16 protein-coding genes and 1 pseudogene are annotated in these 21,098 nt (G+C 50.7%); 2 read left to right on the forward strand and 15 right to left on the reverse strand.

The features are described from left to right. Positions 1 to 279: 279 nt before the first annotated feature. A complete protein-coding gene (locus K9N57_15090; protein ID MCF7805508.1) occupies positions 280 to 3,507 on the reverse strand; it encodes a PDZ domain-containing protein in 3,228 nt (1,075 codons plus the stop codon). Between the two features lie 77 nt (positions 3,508 to 3,584). Beyond that, entirely contained in the window at positions 3,585 to 5,000 is a 1,416-nt protein-coding gene (locus K9N57_15095) for a Glu/Leu/Phe/Val dehydrogenase (protein ID MCF7805509.1), read from the reverse strand. Positions 5,001 to 5,338: 338 nt separating this feature from the next. Between K9N57_15095 and K9N57_15100 the strand changes: the two genes are divergently transcribed. Beyond that, entirely contained in the window at positions 5,339 to 6,358 is a 1,020-nt protein-coding gene (locus K9N57_15100; GenBank protein ID MCF7805510.1) for an NAD-dependent epimerase/dehydratase family protein, read from the forward strand. Positions 6,359 to 6,364: 6 nt separating this feature from the next. Here K9N57_15100 and K9N57_15105 read toward each other — a convergent pair whose 3' ends face one another. The 8 genes and pseudogenes from K9N57_15105 to K9N57_15140 all read right to left on the reverse strand — a co-directional run bounded on the left by K9N57_15105 (position 6,365) and on the right by K9N57_15140 (position 14,989). Next, a complete protein-coding gene (locus K9N57_15105; protein MCF7805511.1) occupies positions 6,365 to 6,862 on the reverse strand; it encodes a cupin domain-containing protein in 498 nt (165 codons plus the stop codon). Between the two features lie 135 nt (positions 6,863 to 6,997). Then, positions 6,998 to 7,576: a NifU N-terminal domain-containing protein gene (locus K9N57_15110; protein MCF7805512.1), complete on the reverse strand. Its 579-nt coding sequence runs from the start codon at positions 7,574 to 7,576 to the stop codon at positions 6,998 to 7,000. A gap of 698 nt (positions 7,577 to 8,274) precedes the next feature. Continuing rightward, the gene (locus tag K9N57_15115; GenBank protein MCF7805513.1) at positions 8,275 to 9,726 is read right to left on the reverse strand and encodes a 2-oxoacid:acceptor oxidoreductase family protein; all 1,452 of its coding nucleotides are present in this window, start codon (positions 9,724 to 9,726) and stop codon (positions 8,275 to 8,277) included. Next, positions 9,723 to 10,769, reverse strand: coding sequence for a 3-methyl-2-oxobutanoate dehydrogenase subunit VorB (locus K9N57_15120; GenBank protein ID MCF7805514.1), 1,047 nt, complete (start codon positions 10,767 to 10,769; stop codon positions 9,723 to 9,725). Before K9N57_15120 ends, K9N57_15115 begins: the two co-directional genes overlap by 4 nt. After that, the gene (locus tag K9N57_15125) at positions 10,769 to 11,026 is read right to left on the reverse strand and encodes a 4Fe-4S dicluster domain-containing protein (GenBank protein ID MCF7805515.1); all 258 of its coding nucleotides are present in this window, start codon (positions 11,024 to 11,026) and stop codon (positions 10,769 to 10,771) included. The genes K9N57_15120 and K9N57_15125 overlap by 1 nt, the downstream gene beginning before the upstream one ends. Further along, positions 10,974 to 12,356 (reverse strand): annotated as a pseudogene (locus tag K9N57_15130) (4-hydroxybutyrate CoA-transferase). Before K9N57_15130 ends, K9N57_15125 begins: the two are co-directional and overlap by 53 nt. A 25-nt stretch (positions 12,357 to 12,381) precedes the next feature. After that, the gene (gene ald / locus K9N57_15135) at positions 12,382 to 13,506 is read right to left on the reverse strand and encodes an alanine dehydrogenase (protein MCF7805516.1); all 1,125 of its coding nucleotides are present in this window, start codon (positions 13,504 to 13,506) and stop codon (positions 12,382 to 12,384) included. 517 nt (positions 13,507 to 14,023) lie between these two features. Then, positions 14,024 to 14,989: a methyltransferase domain-containing protein gene (locus K9N57_15140; protein MCF7805517.1), complete on the reverse strand. Its 966-nt coding sequence runs from the start codon at positions 14,987 to 14,989 to the stop codon at positions 14,024 to 14,026. A 117-nt stretch (positions 14,990 to 15,106) separates the two neighbouring features. On the opposite strand from K9N57_15140, the gene K9N57_15145 reads away from it, so the two are divergent. Then, positions 15,107 to 15,571: an arsenate reductase ArsC gene (locus K9N57_15145; GenBank protein ID MCF7805518.1), complete on the forward strand. Its 465-nt coding sequence runs from the start codon at positions 15,107 to 15,109 to the stop codon at positions 15,569 to 15,571. A 476-nt stretch (positions 15,572 to 16,047) separates the two neighbouring features. On the opposite strand, the gene K9N57_15150 is transcribed toward K9N57_15145, so the two are convergent. The 5 genes from K9N57_15150 to K9N57_15170 all read right to left on the reverse strand — a co-directional run bounded on the left by K9N57_15150 (position 16,048) and on the right by K9N57_15170 (position 21,093). Then, complete coding sequence (locus tag K9N57_15150; protein MCF7805519.1) at positions 16,048 to 16,935, reverse strand: phosphate butyryltransferase; 888 nt, start codon at positions 16,933 to 16,935, stop codon at positions 16,048 to 16,050. Then, positions 16,932 to 18,026, reverse strand: coding sequence for a butyrate kinase (gene buk, locus K9N57_15155; protein MCF7805520.1), 1,095 nt, complete (start codon positions 18,024 to 18,026; stop codon positions 16,932 to 16,934). The genes K9N57_15150 and buk overlap by 4 nt, the downstream gene beginning before the upstream one ends. A gap of 130 nt (positions 18,027 to 18,156) precedes the next feature. Next, positions 18,157 to 18,681, reverse strand: a complete 525-nt coding sequence (locus K9N57_15160) for a hydrogenase maturation protease (GenBank protein ID MCF7805521.1) — start codon at positions 18,679 to 18,681, stop codon at positions 18,157 to 18,159. Positions 18,682 to 18,980: 299 nt separating this feature from the next. Continuing rightward, complete coding sequence (locus tag K9N57_15165) at positions 18,981 to 20,303, reverse strand: Ni/Fe hydrogenase subunit alpha (protein ID MCF7805522.1); 1,323 nt, start codon at positions 20,301 to 20,303, stop codon at positions 18,981 to 18,983. Further along, a complete protein-coding gene (locus K9N57_15170) occupies positions 20,287 to 21,093 on the reverse strand; it encodes an NADH:ubiquinone oxidoreductase (GenBank protein MCF7805523.1) in 807 nt (268 codons plus the stop codon). The genes K9N57_15165 and K9N57_15170 overlap by 17 nt, the downstream gene beginning before the upstream one ends. Between the last annotated feature and the right edge of the window lie 5 nt (positions 21,094 to 21,098).

Genomic DNA, 21,098 nt, shown 5'->3' on the forward strand with positions numbered 1-21,098 from the left:
TGGGTGTTTGCAGGGGATATTGGAGAATGTGTTGGGGGGTTCCCGAATATCTTAACAGAGAATTCAGTTGAAGGATCCCGTTGGGACAAATAAAAACGCGATATGTTCCGAAAGTGTGAACAGTTTTTTTCTGCTTTCCAAACCTTCTTTATTTCTGGAGGGGGCCCTGCCTGGATAATTGTTCTGAATTCTTTACACGCTTAACCCCACTTCGCGGCCATTATGGGACAGGGGACGTGGAACCTGAACACTCAATCACATAAACACTGTATCACCGTTTTACTTCGGCAACGACAGATCTGGTTTGTCCTCAAAATCCGGGAGTTCGGTTGGGTTATCTTCCCGGGCTTTCAGGATTTCCTCGATGGCCCTATCCAGCTGCGGATCTGCTCCGCTGGCATAATCCTCCGGGGTGATGTCCACGTCGATGTCCGGATCCGTCCCGTAATTTTCCACGCCCCAGCCTACATCTTCGAACCAAAACGAAAATTCCGGCTGGGTAGTGACACTGCCGTCTACAAGAAAATGTCTCGGAAAAATCCCGATGACGCCGCCCCAGGTACGCTTTCCAATGAGAGTACCAAGATTCATGAGTTTGAAGCAATGGCTAAATATATCGCCGTCCGAGCCGGCATGTTCGTTGGTCAGCGCGACAATTGGTCCCAGTACGGACTCGGAGGGATACGGCTCCGGTTTCCCCCAACGCTGCACATCGTAACCAATCCGCTGACGAGCAAGTTTCTCAAGGATGAGCTGCGAGACGTGTCCACCGCCATTAAACCGAACATCGACAATGAGCGATTCCTTATCCACCTCCGCCAGATAGTAGCGATGGAACTCCGCATAACCCACCGGCCCCATATTCGGGATGTGTACGTAGCCGACTTTTCCGTCGGTCCTTTCCCGGACATATTCTAAATTCCGCTCAACCCACTGTCGGTACCGGGCATCAGTCTCGTTTTTCAGTGCTTTCACTGTCGCGGAATACGGTTCATCATTGCCGGGTTTTCTTAGGGTCAATTTTACTTCATCCCCTGCATGATTCACCAGTAACTCCTGTGGTGAGCGTTCAGCACTCACCCGCTGACCGTTCACCGCCAGCAGCAGGTCGCCCTCTTCGATTCCGGCCCCCACCAGTCGCAACGGCGAATCGCTATCATCTTTCCAGCTGTCGCCGCGGATAAAATTCTTCAGGATGTACCCTTCGCCATCGGAATCGTACTCGTAATCCGCACCCAGGAATCCCTGTTTGTAGGTCGGCTTCCGGGGATAATCTCCGCCAATCTCGTAGGCGTGCGAAGTGCCGAGTTCGCCCTGCATTTCCCAGATGAGATCGGAAAATTCACTCCGGGACGTGACTTTGTTTAGCAATGGATGGTACCGATCGTACACCGTTTGCCAGTCTACGCCGGACATATCTTCCGTCCAGAAGTGCTCCCGCTGGAGCCGCCAGATCTCATTGAACATCTGCTCCCACTCGCTGGGCGGGTCGACGGAGACCTTTATCCGTGAAAGATCAATCCACCCGCTCTCACGCCCGGGCTTTGATTTGCTTTTTTGTTTTTTGAGCGGTTCGATCTTCAGGGCCCGGATTTTGTTTTTCGAGCGGTAAAACAGCGTCCCACTATTCTGCGCTACCCGAAAACTGGTCACGTTTTTCGAAACTGTTTCTTTCTTTTGCTTTGAAAAATCATAGTATTCAAGCGTAGCATCAGCCTTTGGTGCACCGGACATAATATTTCTATCCAGCGCCCCTTTTACCGGCAGTACCGAAAACAATGCTTTCCCTTTCACCCCCTGGATCTGCTGGTACCGGCCCTCAGGAACCGGAAATTTTATGATCCTGTTTTCGATCCCAGCGAAGTCGATGGCGACTTCCGATTTGTCGTGGTCGGAGTCTTCATCATTCTGACTATTATTCCCATTAGAATTAGAATTGGATCCGGAACCTCCCGGCGGTTTTGGATGGGGAATGAACGGCGACGGGATCTCTTCCCGCAACGTAACGAGATACGGCCGCATCCCCCGGGGGAAATTCAAGTCAAAATACATGCTGTCATAAACCGGGTTAAATTCCCGATAAGATAGAAAATACAGATATTTCCCATCCGGATCGAAACTCGGCTGTACGTCACGGAATCGGGGTGGCGTAACTTGGTGGCATTTCCCACTTTTAACGTTTGCAATTTTCAGGGAAAATGTCTGTTGTGTTTCTGCGCAGCTAAAGGCAATCCAACAGCCGTCCGGTGACCAGGCCACACCCCGTAGCCGCTGGTATTCACTCCGATCAAGCACCGTGGCTTCTTTTGCGTCCAGATCCACCAATACCAGTTCATGGCGATGGTTAGAGAACGCAACTTTATTCTCTGTGGGAGAGGGGTGCAGGTTCAGCGGTCTGCCGATATCCATATCATTCAAACACACCCGTTTCTCTCCCGAGTCCGGAGCATAAATTTCCAGATGCTCCTCCCCGGTTTCATCTGCTACGGTAACGAGACGGTCGCCGTCGTGCAGCCACCGGGTCATTTGATATCGGACGCTGTTTGCCTGGCCGATCTGTTCGACCGCGCCTTCCCAGTTGGCAAAGGTAAACGGCTTGCCACGGGATGTGACTGCCAGCGAATGTCCTTCCGGATGCGGAGCATACGATTCCAGATATTTTCCGGGGCTGACGAACTTCCGGTTACGTCCGGACCGCTGGCTGTGGTATTCAACCGGAATTTCATCCGGAGCATCCGTCCCCGGTTCCAGCCGGTACAGGTTGCCACCGGCATGATATACAATAAATTTTCCATCCGTAGTTGCATTCCTGGCGAAAAACTCTTTATGGTTGGTATGCTGCTGCAGATCTTTCCCGTCGGGATTGACCGACCAGAGGTTCCCGATTCCGTTATGGTCTGAGATAAAATAGATTCTTCCATTTATCCAGAGAGGTGAGGCCAGATTACCATCGATATCCAGAAGCTTGCGGAAATCCGTGCCGTTCTCGTTGCCAATCCAAAGGACACCGGCAGTCCCGCCACGATATCTCTTCCATCGCGCCGGTTCGCCGGTATTACGTCCGATAACCACTCTCTCCTCGTCACCATAGGCGATATCGTGCGCCAACCCATACGGCAGCTGCTCCGGCAGTCCGCCCTCCACATCAATTTTCCAGAGGGCATGAAATCGTCCAAATGGTTGATGCGCATTACTGGAGAATAACACGCTTTTCCCATCTCTGGAAAAACCGACGACTTTTGAATTACTTCCAAGATAGGTTAATCGCCGGGATTCTCCGCCATTTCCGGGCATAATATACACTTCCGTATGCCCCTCTTCGCTTCCGGTGAAGGCGATATATTTGCCACCCGGGGCGATAGCGGAATTGGTTACTTCCCCTGGATTGGAGGTTACCCTGTTTGCAGTTCCTCCCTGCAGAGGGACCTGCCACAGGTCATCTTCACTTACGAATATCACCAACTCATCCCGGATGACGGGGTATCGGTAATAACCTGATTGGGACATACGTGCTCCTTTGTTGCGAATGCTCATACTATTTTAGCACCGATTGAATACTGCACTCGTTCGAAGTTACGATTTCTCTACGGAAATATGCCCATTTCTTTGTAGGAACGGGCAATTTTGTTAATGGCATCTATAAATGCGGCGGTACGCATATCGACCTTCCCGCCATGCTGGTTCTGCACCTCTCGTATTTCGTTGTACGCAACAATCATGGTTTCCTCGAGACCGGAGTTCACCAGGTCTTCTTCGCTTGGTCCCTGCGCCACCTGTTTTTTATCAATAGTGGAGAAGCGCTTTCCGGCGAGTTCCTCCATCGAATCCAGGATACGCATATTTGAGGATTCATCGAACCGTTTCTGCATGCGGCCGAACCGAACATGCGACAGATCCTTGAGCCACTCAAAATACGAGGCGGTCACCCCGCCGGCGTTCAGGTAGAAATCCGGAATAATTAAACACCCTTTTTCCGTAAGGATGTCATGGGCATCCGCTGTCACCGGGCCGTTGGCTGCCTCGCCAATGATTTTTGCCTGGATACGAGGCGCGTTCTCCCTGGTGATTTGGTTCTCCAGCGCCGCCGGGATTAAGATATCACACTCTTTCTCCAGCGTTTCCAGGGAGGATTCAATATTTTCTGCTCCCGGAAAGTCGTGGATATCACCGGACTCTTTCCGGTGGGAAACCACTTCGTCTACGTCCAGGCCATCAGGGTTGTAAATGCCGCCTTCGTATTCCGAGACACCGACCAGCGTGGCGCCCCCCTCCTGCATAAACTTGGCCGCATGGTATCCCACATTTCCCAAACCCTGTATAATAAAGGTTTTGTCGCCGAGGCCGGTGCTGAATCCCAGCGATTGCATATCTTCCGGACGATCACACGCTTCCCGGATGCCAAAGCAAACGCCACGGCCCGTGGCTTCCAGCCGTCCGCGAACGCCTCCCTGAGAGACCGGTTTCCCGGTTACGCAGGCCATGGTGTTCAACTCGTTGACGGACATGGCCATATAGGTATCGGCGATCCAGGACATCTCCTGGGGACCGGTACCATAATCCGGCGCCGGCACATCTGATCCCGGGCCGATAAAATTCTTTTTCACCAGTTCAAATGTGTACCGCCGGGTTATCCGCTCCAACTCATCCTGCGAATACTGGGGGCGCGAAATTTTCACGCCCCCCTTGCCACCACCAAACGGCACGTCGACGATGGCGCATTTGTAGGTCATCGACGCGGCCAGAGCCATCACTTCATCTTCGTTGACGTTCATAGCATAGCGGATACCGCCCTTCACCGGCAGCTTGTGATGACTGTGCTCGGCACGCCAGGAATGGATGACCTCTATTGAGCCATCATCCCGCTCCAGCGGGAAGGCAATATGATAGACACTGTTACAATTTTTTATCTGATCCAGCAACCCCTGGGAATGATCCGTATATTGCGCCGCCTTATCAAAGCTGCGGTTAACCTGTTCAAAGAAACTGATAGCCGATGACATACGTATTCCTTCTCTGCTATAAAAAGTGGATAAGTTTTTGTTTCATATAAATAATGAGTAGTGTTACAAGCCCCCGGATGATGGGTGACGATGTTGCTGGATGCTGTAAAATAGTAGTCCTTTTACCGCTTAATTTTCTTCGTGGAAAGAAATGTTCCTAGGGGTTTAGCCAATTAAAACCCGGTAAAAATCAGTGAGGCTTTCCCTGTGAACCTGATTTTAACTTTTAATCCGATGAAATTCAAACATAATGTCTCTGGTGAAAATGGCGTGTTCTCCCGGAATGATTCCTTATATTACAAATTACCAGATATTCAAAACAAAAGATGAGGACAGGCATGCCAGTACTCGTTACCGGAGCCACCGGTCACATCGGAAATTCTCTCTGCCGGGCCTTGCTAGCAGAGGGTCGGACAGTTCGTGGCACCATTCGCTCCACTAGTAATCTAGAGCCGATCCAGGAACTGGATATTGAAACAGCCGAAGCAAACCTGTTAGTTCCGGATTCGCTCGTTCATGCCATGGCGGGGTGCGATGTGGTCTACCATACGGCGGCGGTCTATAAAACAGCAGCCGTCAACCCGGAACTGGAAATCATTAAACCGGCTATTGAGGGAACCCGGAATGTGCTCCAGGCCGCGAAAAAACAAGGGATCAGGAAACTTATCTACGTGAGTTCTGCCGTTTCCATTGGCGGGGGTGACTCGTTTGACCATGGGCGCGGGCCGTCGGACTGGAATGAGAATCCGGCATCCCCGTATAATGTTGCCAAAACCCGCTCGGAGCAGGTTGCCAGAGAGATGGCAAAGGAGTTGGATCTCAATGTGGTTTTTGTCCTTCCGGGATTGGTTCTGGGGCCGAACGATTATAAAATTACGCCTTCCAACGGTATTGTCCGGGATTTTCTAAACGGAAAAATACCGTTTTCCTATGATGGGGCTCTTTCGGTTACAGACGTCAGGGATGTGGTTGAAGGGATGCTGCTCGCGGAAAAACACGGACTGCCGGGAGAACGGTATATTTTGGCTGGAACAGGGATTACTATTGCGGATTTGTTGCAACAAATTTCCGAAATGAGCACCCGATCTGCACCGGCAATTCATTTAAGTTCCGGAGCGGGCAAAGTTCTGGCCCATCCGGTGAAATGGATTTCCGGCATGTTTCATACCGAACCGATGATCACCCCTGAATTCGTAGAAGATTATTTCGGCAAATATTACAACTTCAGTTCCGCTGCTTCGGAAGAGAAACTGGGATACTCCTATCGCCCGCTGCTTCGAATTCTTGAAGATACCATTAACTGGCTCATCCAGCGGGGAGAAGTCTCTCCGGACGTTCGTGTCGTTGAAAACAGCTGAGCAGAATTATTCAGGTTCGCCATCCCAGTAATCGGTGGCATCCGCCTGCTTAAAGATGAGATTCAGGTCTCGCCGGTCCTTGTCTCCACCCGGCGCCGCGCCAGCCATCACGAACACCTTTTCCGAATCCTCATACTCAACAACTTCCGGCTCAATCATCGTGCTGACGGCTAGGTAGCGCAGCGGTTCATCCGAATTATTGATAATTTGATGCGCCCCCTCTTTTCCGGTCACCGCCACGAAGAAATCGCCTTCGGTGATCTCCTGATTCCCTTCCGGAGTTCGGACAGTACCATTTCCCTCGAGAACGAAAAAAAGTTCTTCATTAGCATGATGGAAATGATAGACGAATGCACGTTTTCCCGGCGGGAGTTCGTAGATACTGGCGCCGAGTTTTTCTCCGTCGAGTTTATCAGTGATCTTTTGTCGTGACCACTCGTAGATTGATCCGTGAGTGGTGGTTTTGGGCTCAATCTCGGAAATATTGATTGTTTTATTGGTCATCTATTTTCCCTTTCTATACACTTTTTTGAATCTTAAAAAACAATTTGTCTTCGTCCATTCATATCCTATTAAGCTATAATACTCATTTGGGCCTTTGATCCCCGGGCTAGAGCCCGGGGCTATTCAGGTCACGGTTCATACCGTTAGGTTTTGAAGCACCTCGATAACCTCCGGTTCTATCTCCTCCCATGGATAGCAATACCCTCGCTTCACTGTCACCTGATCCTTATAAAACACAAGCGTTGTAATTCCCGGGATCTCATATAATTTTTCCGCCGGAGTATATTTTTTAGAGTGATCGACTCCCTCAAAAACACGACGTTTTTCAAAATAGAGTCCATCGGGTAATTCAAATTCCCGGCGATCGTTTACCACCTCCGGCGCTTCCTTGATTTCAATACCTTCCCATGCTCCGATGAGCACAGCCTCCACCGATGGAATAATTTTATCCCAGGACATTTCCGGATTCCTCTTCAGACGGAGTTTATGGCGCATCAGATGGATGTTTGTAATGCCAGCGATAGCTCCGAGTTTCCGAGTCCAACCGCTGGGATACCAGTCGGAGTCCGGCGTATAGCGTTCGGACATCATAGTTGTCATCTGCCGGCGGGTGTGGTAATTCACCAGGTTCGGATTTGGCGGAAATTCGCGTAATATCGTCTCGGAGATGGCCGTACACCTCTGCTGTTTGTGATTTTTCGCTTCGGAATTCATCCAACATAGAAAAAGAGAGTTACTTTGACAAACAGATCTATTCAAATCAAAACTTCATTTGTTGTTCTTTCTCTCATTACGAAGAAATACCAAAGGTGAGTGCGTTGCTTCAACAATCACCACGGCAATCAGATAACTGAGTTCCGTTTTATAAAAACTATGATTCTGTTTTCCTTGGCCATGTCCCGGAAGGGATCCCGTTGGACTGTCTATATTGGGCACCGCTTCAGCGAGCGGCGGTCAAAATTGGAAACACCAGTTTACCCCGATTAGGGACGACCAAAATCTTGGATTTTGAGTAGTCGCCTTTATCGGGGCCTTGACTTTTTGATCACTTTTTTTGTCAAGAAAAAAGAAGTGGAAGAAGGTGTAGCCATGGGTTTCAGGTAATCATTAAATGGTATAATCGAGGCGGATAAAACACTACTTGGATAGTCTGCACTTTTTTTAAAAAAAGTGCCAAAAAATCCGACTGTGGCATTCGGTTTGAAACGGCTGCCGAACTGCCGTACATCGGAACCCACTGTTTGACCGGAGGGAGTTTGGGTTCTGATAGGTAGTGAGGTGTAGGCGTTTCAAACCGAATGCCAAGGCCGATAAACGGACAAAAAAACTGCTTCCGAATATCTACTTTTCCTCTCACCCCTTTGAGGAAAGACTCAACAGAACGGATAGTATAAGTTTCATGTATCTTTCATTCAGGGTGACATTGATTGGACGGCCTCAAAGCCGGCCTTCACCGCTTTCACATTGAGATCCACATACTGTTTCTTTTTGATGAGCTGGTGCATTTCATTGACTACTGCCTCCAGCTCCAGGATTCCGGTTTTGGCGATTATTCCGCCAAGCATTACAATATTCGCAGCCTTCGTGTTGCCCAGTTCGTCAGCGATTTCAGTGGCATTCACCGGAATCGCATTCACATCGGTCCGGGAGGGCGGCTCATCAATCAAGGAACTGTTGTAAAATACATCTCCGCCTTCCACAACATTCGGTTCAAATTTGTCCATTGATGGCTTGTTCATTGCCACCAGGATAGTTGGGTTCTCAATCAATGGCGCTCCAATGGGTTCGTGATCCAGTTTGACGTGGCAATGGGCTGTTCCGCCGCGCATTTCCGGGCCGTAGGACGGCAACCAGCTTACGTGATACTGGTGAATCATCCCCATCTGCGACAATGCGACGCCCAGCGACAGCACGCCCTGTCCGCCGAACCCGGCGATTTTGATCTCCGAATGTTTATACCGATCCTCGACTTCGGGAAGCGGGTAGATTGTGCTGGTCTCTGCCTCCGGAATATCCAGCGTCTTCACCAGTTCCTTATCCGACAAGGGCTTCCGGCCGTTCCCGTTCCGGTTATGGACCTTCCCCTCAATTTCTGCGATCTTATCCCGAGTGACGCCCAGCGGGAAGATCTTGGTCATCTCTTCCTGCACCCAGTTTTTAGCCTCTACCGGAGTCATCTTCCACCCGGAGGGACAAGCCGAAAGGGCCTCTACCAGCGAAAAGCCTTTCCCTTCAATCTGCGCCTTGATGGCTTTCCGGATCGCTTTTCTGGCCTTCATCGTATACTTGGGATCGCCAATCATCACCCGCTCGATGTATGATGGCGCATCCAGCGTCGCAAGCAATTCAGAGACCCGCATTGGGTATCCTTCATTCTCGAACGCTCTTCCTCTGGGAGTGGTCGTGGTTTTTTGGCCAATCAACGTGGTCGGCGCCATTTGTCCGCCGGTCATCCCATAGATCGCATTATTGACAAAGATGGTCGTAAAATTTTCGCCGCGGTTCGCCGCCTGGAGGATATTGTTCCCACCGATACCGGCGAGATCGCCGTCGCCCTGGTAGCTTATCACAATGCTGTCCGGATGCGCACGTTTCACCGCTGTAGCCACAGCGGATGCGCGACCGTGGGCCGCCTGGACGTTTCCAGTGTGGAAATAGTAATACGCAAACACGCTGCACCCCACCGGACTGATAAAAATTGTCTTCTCCCTGACGCCGAGATCGTCCAGCGCCTCGGCAACCAGTTTATGCAGTACCCCGTGAGCGCAGCCGGGACAATAATGCGTCGTCAGTGTATCCGCTCCAGGTTTTCGCTGGAAGTCGTCGTAAAACGATTCGGGTTTTTTCAGGATATTTTCGCTCATGACTGTCCCTCCAGCACCTTGTTAATAATCTCTTCAGTGCTCATTACATTGCCGCCCATGCGGCCGTAGAATTCAATCTCCGTTCCCGATGGCGCCGCTAACCGGACGTCGTCTACCATTTGACCGTTGTTCAGCTCCATAACCCAAAATTTGCTCACCTGGTTCGCATATTCTCGAATATAATCCTTAGGAAACGGGAATAATGTAATCGGACGTAACATCCCGGCTTTCACATCCATTTCGCGGAGTTTATCCACGGCGGAGTGGATAACCCGGGAGACGATCCCGAATCCAATGAGGATAACATCTGCGTCCTCACACCGGTATTCTTCGACGCGGACCTCTTCCTCTTCCATCTGCTGATATTTTTTCTGGAGTTTCCGGTTGAGTTCTTCCAGATCATCCGGATCAAGTTCGATGGAAGCGATGAGGTTATCGCTGGTCTCGGCCGTTCCCTGAACCGCCCAGGACTTCTCTGGGATTTGCCTGTTCGGTTTTGGGAAATCAACCGGTTCCATCATCTGGCCGATGAAACCGTCGGCGAGAACGTACACCGGATTCCGATATTTATCCGCCAGGTCGAACGCCAGCATTGTCAGGTCGCACATCTCCTGCGCGCTGTTCGGCGCCAGCACCAGCGTTTTAAAGTTCCCGTGACCGCCACCTTTCACCACTTGATTATAGTCCGACTGTTCCGGTGCAATGTTTCCGAGTCCGGGGCCGCCACGCATGATATCAATGATGACCGCGGGTAATTCTGCACCGGCGATATAGGAGACGCCTTCCTGCTTCAGGCTGATGCCCGGGCTGGATGAAGCCGTCATCACCCGTTGGCCTGAAGCAGAGGCACCGTAGACCATGTTTATTGATGCGACCTCACTTTCGGCCTGCAGAAATGTTCCTCCCACTTCCGGAAAATAGTACGCGGCCGCTTCCGCAATCTCTGATGCCGGAGTTATAGGATAGCCAAAAAAGGCGTCGCATCCGGCTAGCAGCGCCCCTTTAATAACGGCTTCATTGCCTTTAATCAATAGTTTTGACATTATGCCGCCTCCGCGCCATGCACTTCAGGATTGTAGCGTTTATACACTTTAATACCGCCCGGCTCCGGACAAACATAATAACAGACACCGCAGCCAGTACAACCTTCTCCCTTATAGGTCGACGGGTGATATCCGTGACTGTTCAACTCCGGCGATAGCTCCAGCACGTTCACCGGACACGCATCCACGCAGAGGCTGCAGCCTTTACACTCCTCCACCCGGAAAAATACCATTCCTCGCGATTTTTTTGCACTCATAGAGTGTCCCCGATATTTTCTGTTAGATTCATTCTCAGATATAGTTAAAGTCTTTGGCCTTTGCGGTCAATTCTTCCCGAAACTGTGGCGCCGCGATTCCGATTAACGCCTTCACCCGCTCCCGGATTGTTCTCCCATGTAGATTCGCGACACCGTACTCCGTCACTACATAGTGTACGTCTGCGCGTGTTGTCACCACGCCTCCACCGGAATAGAGCTCCGGTACAATTCTGGACACTTTTCCGTCAGACGCTGTTGCTGGTAAAGCGATAATCGGCTTGCCGCCCTTCGAGTGGGCTGCGCCGCGGATAAAGTCCAGCTGTCCGCCGAAGCCGCTGTAGAACTTATGTCCCAGTGAATCAGCACAGATCTGACCGGTAAAATCCACCTGTAGCGCCGAATTAATTGCTACCATCTGATTGTTCTGGGCAATCACCGCCGGATCGTTGACGTAATGGACCGGCCGGAATTCGATCATGGGATTATTGTCCACAAAATTGTACAACGTATGACTGCCCATAAGAAAGGTTGCGATGATCTTCCCCGGATGGAGCGCCTTCTTTGCACAGGTTACAATCCCCCGCTCGATCAACTCGATAAGCCCGTCGGAAAACATTTCCGTATGCACCCCCAGATCCGCTTTGTCGTGTAAGTAGGTCAACACAGCCTCCGGAATCCCGCCTATTCCGAGTTGTATTGTGGAACCGTCCTCGATGAGGTCGGCGATGTATTGGGCTATCTTGGCATGAGTCTCCGTGTACTCTGCCGGGGGATATTCCTCCAGCGGGTAATCCGTCGGTACGATGTGGTCGATGTTCCGGACGTGGATAAAACTGTCTCCCAATGTCCGCGGCATATTCGGATTTACCTCGGCAATAACGGTCTTTGCTGACTCAGCAGCCGGCTTGGTGGCATCCACAGCGACGCCGTAACTGCAAAAGCCATGCTCATCCGGCGGCGATACATGAATCATTGCCACATCCAATGAGTAGACGCCCTCTTTGAACAGCGCCGGCGCTTCGTGATAGAAGACCGGTACATAATCGGCGCGGCCTTCATTTACCGCCTGGCGCACATTGCCACCGATGAAAAATGCGATATGTCGAAAGTGGCCTTCAAATTCCGGGTCAGTATATTTCGCGGGACCGAGGGTGGAAAAGTGGATGATCTTCACATCTTCCAGTTCATGTCCGCGGGCAACAAGTGCAGGGATTAATTTTTGCGGAGCTCCGGAACTGATCGGGATGAATACATTATCGCCGGACTGGATGATCTTTACTGCATCTTCGGGGGAAGTCTGTTTTGTCTGATAGAGGTCGTGCCAGTGCATATGGGGGGATTCTGGCCTTTAGTCGTTATTGTCGTAGAAACGGGTTATCGATATCCCGATATTCGATATCGAATTGCTCGGCAGTACGCTTTCTGGTACAGGTGCCTTCATAAAAATATATACCTCGCCGGAGGGCATTATCCCGCTCTAGCATATTATTTAAGCCCTGATCCACGATGCCGGTGATAAACGGCAGGCTGGCGTTCGTCAATGCATATGTGGCCGTCCGCGCGACATTCGATGGCATATTCGGTACGCAATAGTGAATGACGTCCTCCTCGGTATACGACGGATTTGCCAGTGACGTCGGCCTGCTGGTCTCCACACATCCGCCCTGATCGATGGAGACATCCACCACCACAGCCCGGCGCTTCATGGATTGCACGTGCTCTCTGGTCACCAGGTGCGGTGTCCGATCGCCGTGAATGAGCACTGCACCAATCAAAACATCCGCAAATTCCACCGCCTTCCGAAGATTGCGATCGTTCACAAGCGCTGTAGTGACGCGTTTTCCAAAGAGGTTCGCGGCTTTGCGCAGTTTCCTCACGTTACTGTCCAGGAGGACCACATGGCCACCGAGCCCCAGTGCTGACTGCGTCGCATTCAGTCCAACCACGCCTGCTCCGAGAATGACGACAGCAGCTTCCGGGACGCCCGGGAGTCCGCCGAACAATATGCCGCGCCCGTCCTGTTCATTCTGTAGATAGTGGGCGCCCACGTGGACGCTCATCTGCCCGGCGATTTCGCTCATGGATGTGAGAATTGGTAGGTCACCGTGGTCATCTTCGATAATCTCGTATCCGATGGCCGTAATACGCTTCTCAATCAGGGCATCGATAACTTCCGATGACTCTACGGCCAGGTGATGAAATCCGAACACAATCTGTTCGCGACGCAGGAACCCACAATCTTCGATAGTCAGAGGGGAGACTTTCAGAATAAGGTCAGCGCGCTGAAATACCTCTTCTCTGGAATAGACGATGGTCGCGCCTGCCTCTTCATAGTAGGCATTATGGAAATTGCAATGGATGCCGGCATCTTCTTCCAGGAAAATAGTGTGGTCATTTTTATGGAGGCTACCAACACCTGAGGGCGTCAGTGCCACCCGGTGCTCCTGGTTGGCGTGATCCCGGATAATTCCAATGTTCATACTTTCCTCCTGTGACGGGCACGGTGATAGTCTGTTAAACAATATTACAAGGTTTGTGCCAGTATCACGAATGCGGCAATGCCGGTATCTACATGGGATTGGGCTATTTTTCGCTTCCCAGAATTGAGAAGGGATGTGACTGATTTTATCACGTTAAAGCAGTAAAAAATGTGTTAAAGTGTTTTCGTGTTACTGTTGTTATAGTTGAATAGGGTCAAGAGTCTTGAGTCCATCGTCCGGTGTCTGGAACGCTTCGCGTGTTGGTAGTTACCTCTTTAGCCGCGTTTTTGTTGGTTTCTGATTGTTGGTAGTTGGTTGTTAGTTGTTGTATTTCATAAGCATTCAATTTTCCCCTCTGAAACCATTCTACCTTCCCGACAACAAACAACCAACTACGAACCACCAACAGTTTTCCCATTCTCCTTTCTCCCTTTTCCATTCTCCCTCAATTAATAACCTGATTAGGAATAAGAGAAAGTTTGAGAAAAATTACGAAACAATGCCGTCACCCTATACCCTATTCCTTATACCCAATAACCACCTCAGTATGATTTTCAATTGTCCGGTAATCGGGATTTTCGAACCCAGTCTCTCGGAGCCATTTCTGCGTCTCATCCACGGTATACGTCCCGCCTTCCAGGTTGTTGACTAGCATGTGGAGTCCGAAAATTACTGCTCCCTTTGGAACGGTCCCGGTCTCATCCAGGTAGCGATCTCTGATGATGAGTTCGCCACCAGAAGCCAATGCTTCCGCTATTCGGCGCAGCAGGATTTTATTCCGTTCCGGTGAATGGGAATGGATGATGTTCGAGAGAAATACCAGATCATAGGATCCACCAAGGTCATCGAGAAAGAAATCACCGCTGCGATAATCGAGGTTTTGCGGTGGAGATTCGAATTCTTTGGCTATTTCAATCGCGTCAGGCAGATCAAACAGCGTTACGGCTGCCTGCGGATATTCTCTGGCAAAAGCTCTGGCGTAGGTACCCGGTCCGCCTCCACAGTCCAGAATCCGGGCGTTTGGCTTTACCTCTAACTGACGTACAACTTCCGGTGCCTGTTCTTCCTGGTAATCGTGCATGGCAAGAATAAAAGTGCGATACCGCTCCGGATCGTCGAAGACCCGTTTACGCTCAGGGAGTTCACCGGTTTTCACAATCTCCGGGAGATCACTCCAGTTTTTCCAGCTCTGTCCACTGTGCAGCAGGCTCTCCAGCTGTGACTCCGGGCTGGATTCGGTGAGGTATCGGCGGCTCAATTCGGTATGCCGGAATTTCCCGTTGTCTTTCTGCAGAATTTCCATGGCCACCAAAGCATTCAGAAGCCGTTCTGTGCCCCGGGAATCCGTTTCGGCACTTTCTGCTATGTTTTTAGCAGTGTTACCATCTTTGATAAAATCGAAAAGTCGCCAGTGCAGGGCGGTATAAATAATTCGCGATTCCCGAAATGCGGAAATTTTAGATCGCAACTGTTCCAAATCCATGGATAACTCCCTTCCTGAATTCACGGTGACTATAATAATCTACTTGTTCGAATATTTTTTCCAAACAGCTATGACTTTTTCTTCGGGCTTGAGTGCATATTTCTTATATTCCTCACCATGTTTTGGAAAAAGCCAGATACCAACAAGCCCGCGATATTGGTTGTTTGTACCGGAAACAGCTGCCGGAGCCAAATTGCCGAAGGCTTACTTCGGGAAAAATATGCAGACAAAGCGCGAATTTATAGCGCCGGCAGTAACCCCTCCGGTGTAGTCCATCCCATGGCTATCGATGTGATGAAGGAAATCGGTATTAATATCCGGCGTCAAAAATCCCAGCACTGGAACGAGCTGAAGGTGAACGATTTTGACCTGATTATTACCGTGTGTGACAATGCCGACGAACGATGCCCGCTTGTCCCCACGGAGAAGGGTGAACGGATGCACATCCCGTTTCCGGATCCGATTCATGTGAAGGGTTCCACAGAACACATCCGTCAGGCGTTCCGGGAAACCCGGGAGCGGATTATTGAAGAGCTAGTGCCGGAAGTGGAGCAGTGGTTGGCAGATTACAAAGAAAAATAATTTTCTACTTGGTATTCGGAATTAATAACACGCATACTTCCAAGTATCACTTTAGACATCTAAAATTTTTTAGATACTTTTGTTAGTCTTACTTATATAGAACACTTGGACATTAAGAGTCCTCAAAAGAACTACCCGAGGCAGAGCATCCGCCCATCCACTGTGATTCCGCACCCCAAAATCACCTAAGAGCGTCATCATCCTTTAGCTCATCCAACCTCTGTTCTTGCGCGCCGAACAATCCCAGGAATCGCCCCGGTAGGGACGCTATTCATAGCGTCCGAAGATTCGATGGTCCGGCTCAGGATCCCTCCCCCATTGGACGCGAACCGCCTACCTACCGTGTCTCTAAGTGACTCCGAAACAGAGACCTCGGGAATTTTTTAATTAGAAAGTATCAGCGGGATAACAAAATTACTTCTTTGAATAATCATTGCCCCCGGGCTGAAGCCCGGGGCTAGTCAAAAAAACACTTATTACGACACCGCAACTGCCAGCGCAATACTCAAATATTTCCCTCGCGCCGTATCCGATCGACTGGGAATCAATACCGGATTGCTGGCCCCCATGATGATATGCGCCGCCTCTTTCCCGGCGATGTATTGGGTGCTCTTTGCCACCATATTTGCCACCTCGATGTTCGGCATTACTAAAATATCCGCAGAGCCGTTCAATGGTGACTCAACACCCTTGATTGCCAGCGCTTCCTGGGACAGAGCCAGATCCAGCGCCAACGGCCCGTCCACGATACATCCGGTGAGTTCGCCCTCCCGGTTGCGTCGAGTTAATTCGGCGGCATCCACAGTGGCCTGCATTTTTTCGTTTACATTTTCGATGGCGGCACAGACGGCCACTTTCGGCTCCTCGTATCCCAGGGAATGGTAAAGTCTGACGGCATTTTCTATGAGGCGTTGCTTTTGGTCGACATCCGGATAGAGTACGACGCCGCCGTCAGTGATAGTGACTATTCGGTCATCGGTTTCGAACAGGAAGCAGTCACTAAGTAGATCAAAATCCCGGATACCGGCTTTCTTGTTTAGTACGGCCTTCATCAGCAGTTCGGTTGATACACTCCCCTTCAGGAGAATATCTCCCTCGCCATTCATGATTAGCGAAACGGCAGTGTCTGCGATACTCCTGTCATCCTCCTCCGTGAAAGTCAATACAAACGCTTCCGCCGGAAAGTGCGGCAGTGCCTGCTCAACGTCTTTTTCATTTCCGATCAGTATCGGTACTGAAAATTCCTCCTCTGCCGCGTGGCGGACAGCTTCGACGACTGCCTTATTTCCACAGCCGGCAATTACGACACGCTTAGCTTCTCCTGACCTAGCTACTGATACGAGCTCTGCAAAGCTACGAATCATTTCGGTGTTTCTCCTGAGGGATAATGCTTTGGGCCGTCCTTTCCGGTCAACACGCGGTACACCCCATTGGCCAGCGCCTCCATTTCGTATTCTCCGGCCATCACGGTGACAGGGGCAATCCACTCAGTCCGCTTTATGATTTGCTGGACAAGCGCTGGCAATTTCGCCAGCCCGCCGGTGAGAATAATGCTGTCCACATTACCACAAAGTACCGAACTCATTGCTGCAATCTCTTTGGCAACCTGATACGCCATCGCGCAGATGATCTGCTCGGTTTCCGAATCGCCATTTTCAATCCGTTGCTGTATTTCCTTTCCGTCCGCGATCCCGAGATACCCCAATAATCCGCTTTTTTTCAACAGTTCATTGCGAACTTCATTTATAGTAAATTCGCTGTTAACTATCCATTCGCCCAGGGTTACCGGTGGAAGTGTTCCGGAGCGGGTCGTGGAAAACGGCCCTTCGTTATTGGCATCGTTTACATCGATAATTCGTCCACCGTCGACCGGGGCCACCGAAATGCCCCCTCCAAGATGAGCGATAACGAACTTTGATTCAACAGGATTCAAACCGGCTGATTCTGATGCTTTGCAGGCGACATAGTGCAGGTTCAGCGCGTGACTCAATCCACGGCGTTCGATAGCCGGATGTCCCGAAATCCGCGCGATATCCTCCATTTCATCCGTACTAACCGGGTCGACGATGAACGCCCTGGTGTCGTACTGCTGTGCAATGTGTTCAGCCAGTGCGCACCCCAAATTGGACGCGTGCTCACCCTGATATCCAACTTCTGCATCTTTGACGATATCCGCATTCACCTCGTAGACTCCGCCAGGAACTGGTCTGAGCAAACCTCCCCTCCCTGCAACGCCATCTAACGATTCACCTTCAGACAAGGTCTCTGAGAGGAATGCTTCTATCGCTGCCAGTCGGAAGTCCAGTTGGCTCCAGATCGAGTCGAATTTGTTCAACTCTTCCGGTGAATGCTCCAAATTCTGCCGAGTGGTTCCCTCGGTATCCTGGAATAATGCAACTTTGGTTGATGTGGAGCCCGGATTAATCGCCAGGATCTTCAACGGAGATTTTTTCATATGACGATCCGTTCGGAATAGAGTTCGAGTGCTACGTTCAAGTGGTAAAATGAAATTACGATATCACATCATAGAAAAACAGATTTTTACACAAAATTTTTACTATTCTATAAAATATTTTCTCAGCGCGTTACCCAGGCAAGGGTGTCTCTCTTCTCCTGCACAAGCGGATTACCTCTGCCGGACCGTCCTCCTGCAGAAAGACTTTTACGACTTTTGAAACTACGCGATGTATCGGTGGACTGAGCTGCTCACCGAAGGAAGTGTCAGCAGGCTCAATTCCGACGATAGAGAACGATGTCTCGCCGAGGAGGGGGTTCATCAAAGGGAGCAATGCAAGTGCCTCGCATGCCGAAATCTGGTGGGCCGAACCACTTAAGGAGTAACTCTCCAGGTGATCCGGGGTAAACCAATGAATCGTCCCAGGTGACACTCCGCATCGAACGGCATCAATCACTATAATGTGGAGGTACTTTTTTTTCACCGTTGCCAGGGTGAGAAGGTCCGTGCCGCAATAGCGTAAATCGTAGGGGAAATCTTGGTGTTGTTCCAACGATTCTACCACCCGGATCCCGACCCCATCATCGCCCATGAGGGTATTACCCGCCCCGGCGATAAGGTAACGGCCGTGTTGATGTGTTTGGGTGTTTCCCATAGGGATCTCTTTGAGACAGGTGCTCCTGTAACAGCGTGTTCTTGTGTTTCCACCTCCGGCGGAGTGTTACTGTGTTATAGTGTTTAAGTGTTCAAGTGTTCGGGTTAAAACTGTGTTAAAGTGTTATTGTGTTACGGTGTTATCGTTAATACGGTCAAGCGTGGTGTGTCCACAGTTTTGGGTCACTGGTTTTTGGTCCCGCCTGATATTTCCAGTTTCCTTCAGTTTTACCACTTCTGCCTTTTTCATTCTGCCCAAACACCGCTAAAGCGGTTACTACCAACAGGTTGTTCCCTACCCTATACCCCTTCCCGTTCATCCCGAAACATCACATCCACCAGATGTACGGCACAGGAGATACACGGGTCGTAGGCCCGGGCGATCATCTCCAGCTGGTGCTTCAGTTCATCATGAGAACTCTCGATCTTCTGCTCTACTGCAGTCCGGAAATCCTTTTCGATATTCGCGAGGTTCTGCGCCGTCGGAGTGATGATATCCGCATCTGTAACGACGCCCGCTTTATCGATCTCGTAGTAGTGGTACAGGGTACCGCGCGGCGCCTCCAGCGCACCAACGCCAACACCGGATTTCCCGGTCTTCCGGATGGGGTTTTCGTCGTCCAGTGGTTCTTGTATCAATTGCTGAACCAGGTAGTGTGCTCGTTGCAGCGAATGAATTATTTCGATGAACTGGGCGGTGTTATTGTGCAGGTCATTGTAATTCGGGAGGTCCGACAACAGTTGTTCCTGGACTTCTTTGGCTTTTCCTTCCAGCAGATGACCGTTAATGTTAATCCGCGCCAGGGCCCCAGTCATAAACGGATTGTCCGAATACAGACTCTGCTTGGCCGTGGAATGGCCCACTACCCGTTCATGGCATATTTCGCGGAACTTGTGGATTGGCTTTCGCTCCCCGGTCGACGTAAATATTTCATGCCCGAGATAGCTATATCGTTCCTCAGCATTATGCAGGGCGGCATAGATGTTGGTTTCGTCAGAATAATCCGGGAGATCCAGTGATCCCAACAGATCAACGAGTTTCAGGGCATCATGCAAGCCATGTTCCAGCTGATCAGCCAGATGGATCAGGTCATCTTTGGAAGGGATTTTGCCGAAACCACCGACCACAGCATTCACGGGATGGATGGCCCGGCCGCCGATCATCTCCTGGACAGTGTTGCCGAGCTTCTTTAGTTCCAGTCCAATAGTGGCTTGTTCCGGATAGTCATCTACCATGGCCAGCAAACTCGGATATCCCAGCAGATCCGGAAGTGCCAGTGCAAACACATGGAGTGCGTGGCTTTCAATCATCGAACCGTGCAGCAAAAGTCCGCGTAACAGACGAGTACGCGGCGTAATTTCGATGCCCATAGCGTCCTCAACTGCCATCTGGGATGCCAGGGTATGGTCGGCTGAACAGATAGCACACACCCGCGAGACGATTGGTGGGACATCGGTAAAGTGTTTCCCCACGACCAGGACTTCATAATACCGTGAACCTTCATAGATTTCCATATCCACCTGGGAAATTTCGCCATCCGTAATCTCCACGTGGATTCCGCCATGACCTTCGACCCTTCCAAGATGCGGAATATCGATGGACTGGTTAATTTGTTTTGGCATAGTCTCCCTCCTTTTCAAGTGAGTCATCCTGGAGCAGCACCTTGGGCATCCAGGCCGGTGATGAAAAGATGCTCATCTTCCGCATAATATCATCTTTGGAGAGATTGTGCGCCCGCAATGCCCGAAAGTTGGCGTTATAGTGCGCCTCTTCCACCGGGCCGTGGCAGCCGACACATGCAATATTCAAACTGGGGCACCTGGCACCGCATCCGGCGAGCGTCAACGCCCCACAGCAGACCTCCTCACGGTGTACCAGCAGGCACTCATTTTCATTCATCTTGCACTCGCTGCAGACCGGCACCTGCGGAAATTCGGGCAGGTCTCCATGGAGTAGTGAACCGACCAAAGTCAGAAATTGGTGCTTTTCTATCGGACAGCCAGCGAGCTCGTAATCCACATCGACAGCCGCCTTTAACGGCAGCGCCTTTTGGATATCAATATGTTCCGCTTTATCCCCGTATACCAGTTCCCGCATCCGTTCTCTGGAGAGATGGTTTTTCATTGCCGCAACTCCACCCCAGACAGCGCACGTGCCGATAGCAATTAAGATAGTTGCACGTTTCCGAACGCTCCGGAGCGTCTCCAAATCCCGGTCGGAACCAATCACACCTTCCACAAACGCGATGTCCAGTTCGGACTCCTCGTCGTTCACGGACTGCGCCATCACCCAGGATTTAATATCCAGGGCGGAGGCCAGGGACAGGAGTTCGTCCTCACAATTCAGAATAGCCAGCTGATCGCCGGCACACGACGTTAATCCGTAAATGCCGACTCGTGGTTTATTACTCACCGTTA

The organism is Candidatus Neomarinimicrobiota bacterium (genome assembly GCA_021734025.1).
Lineage (GTDB): Bacteria > Fidelibacterota > JAANXI01 > JAANXI01 > JAANXI01 > JAANXI01.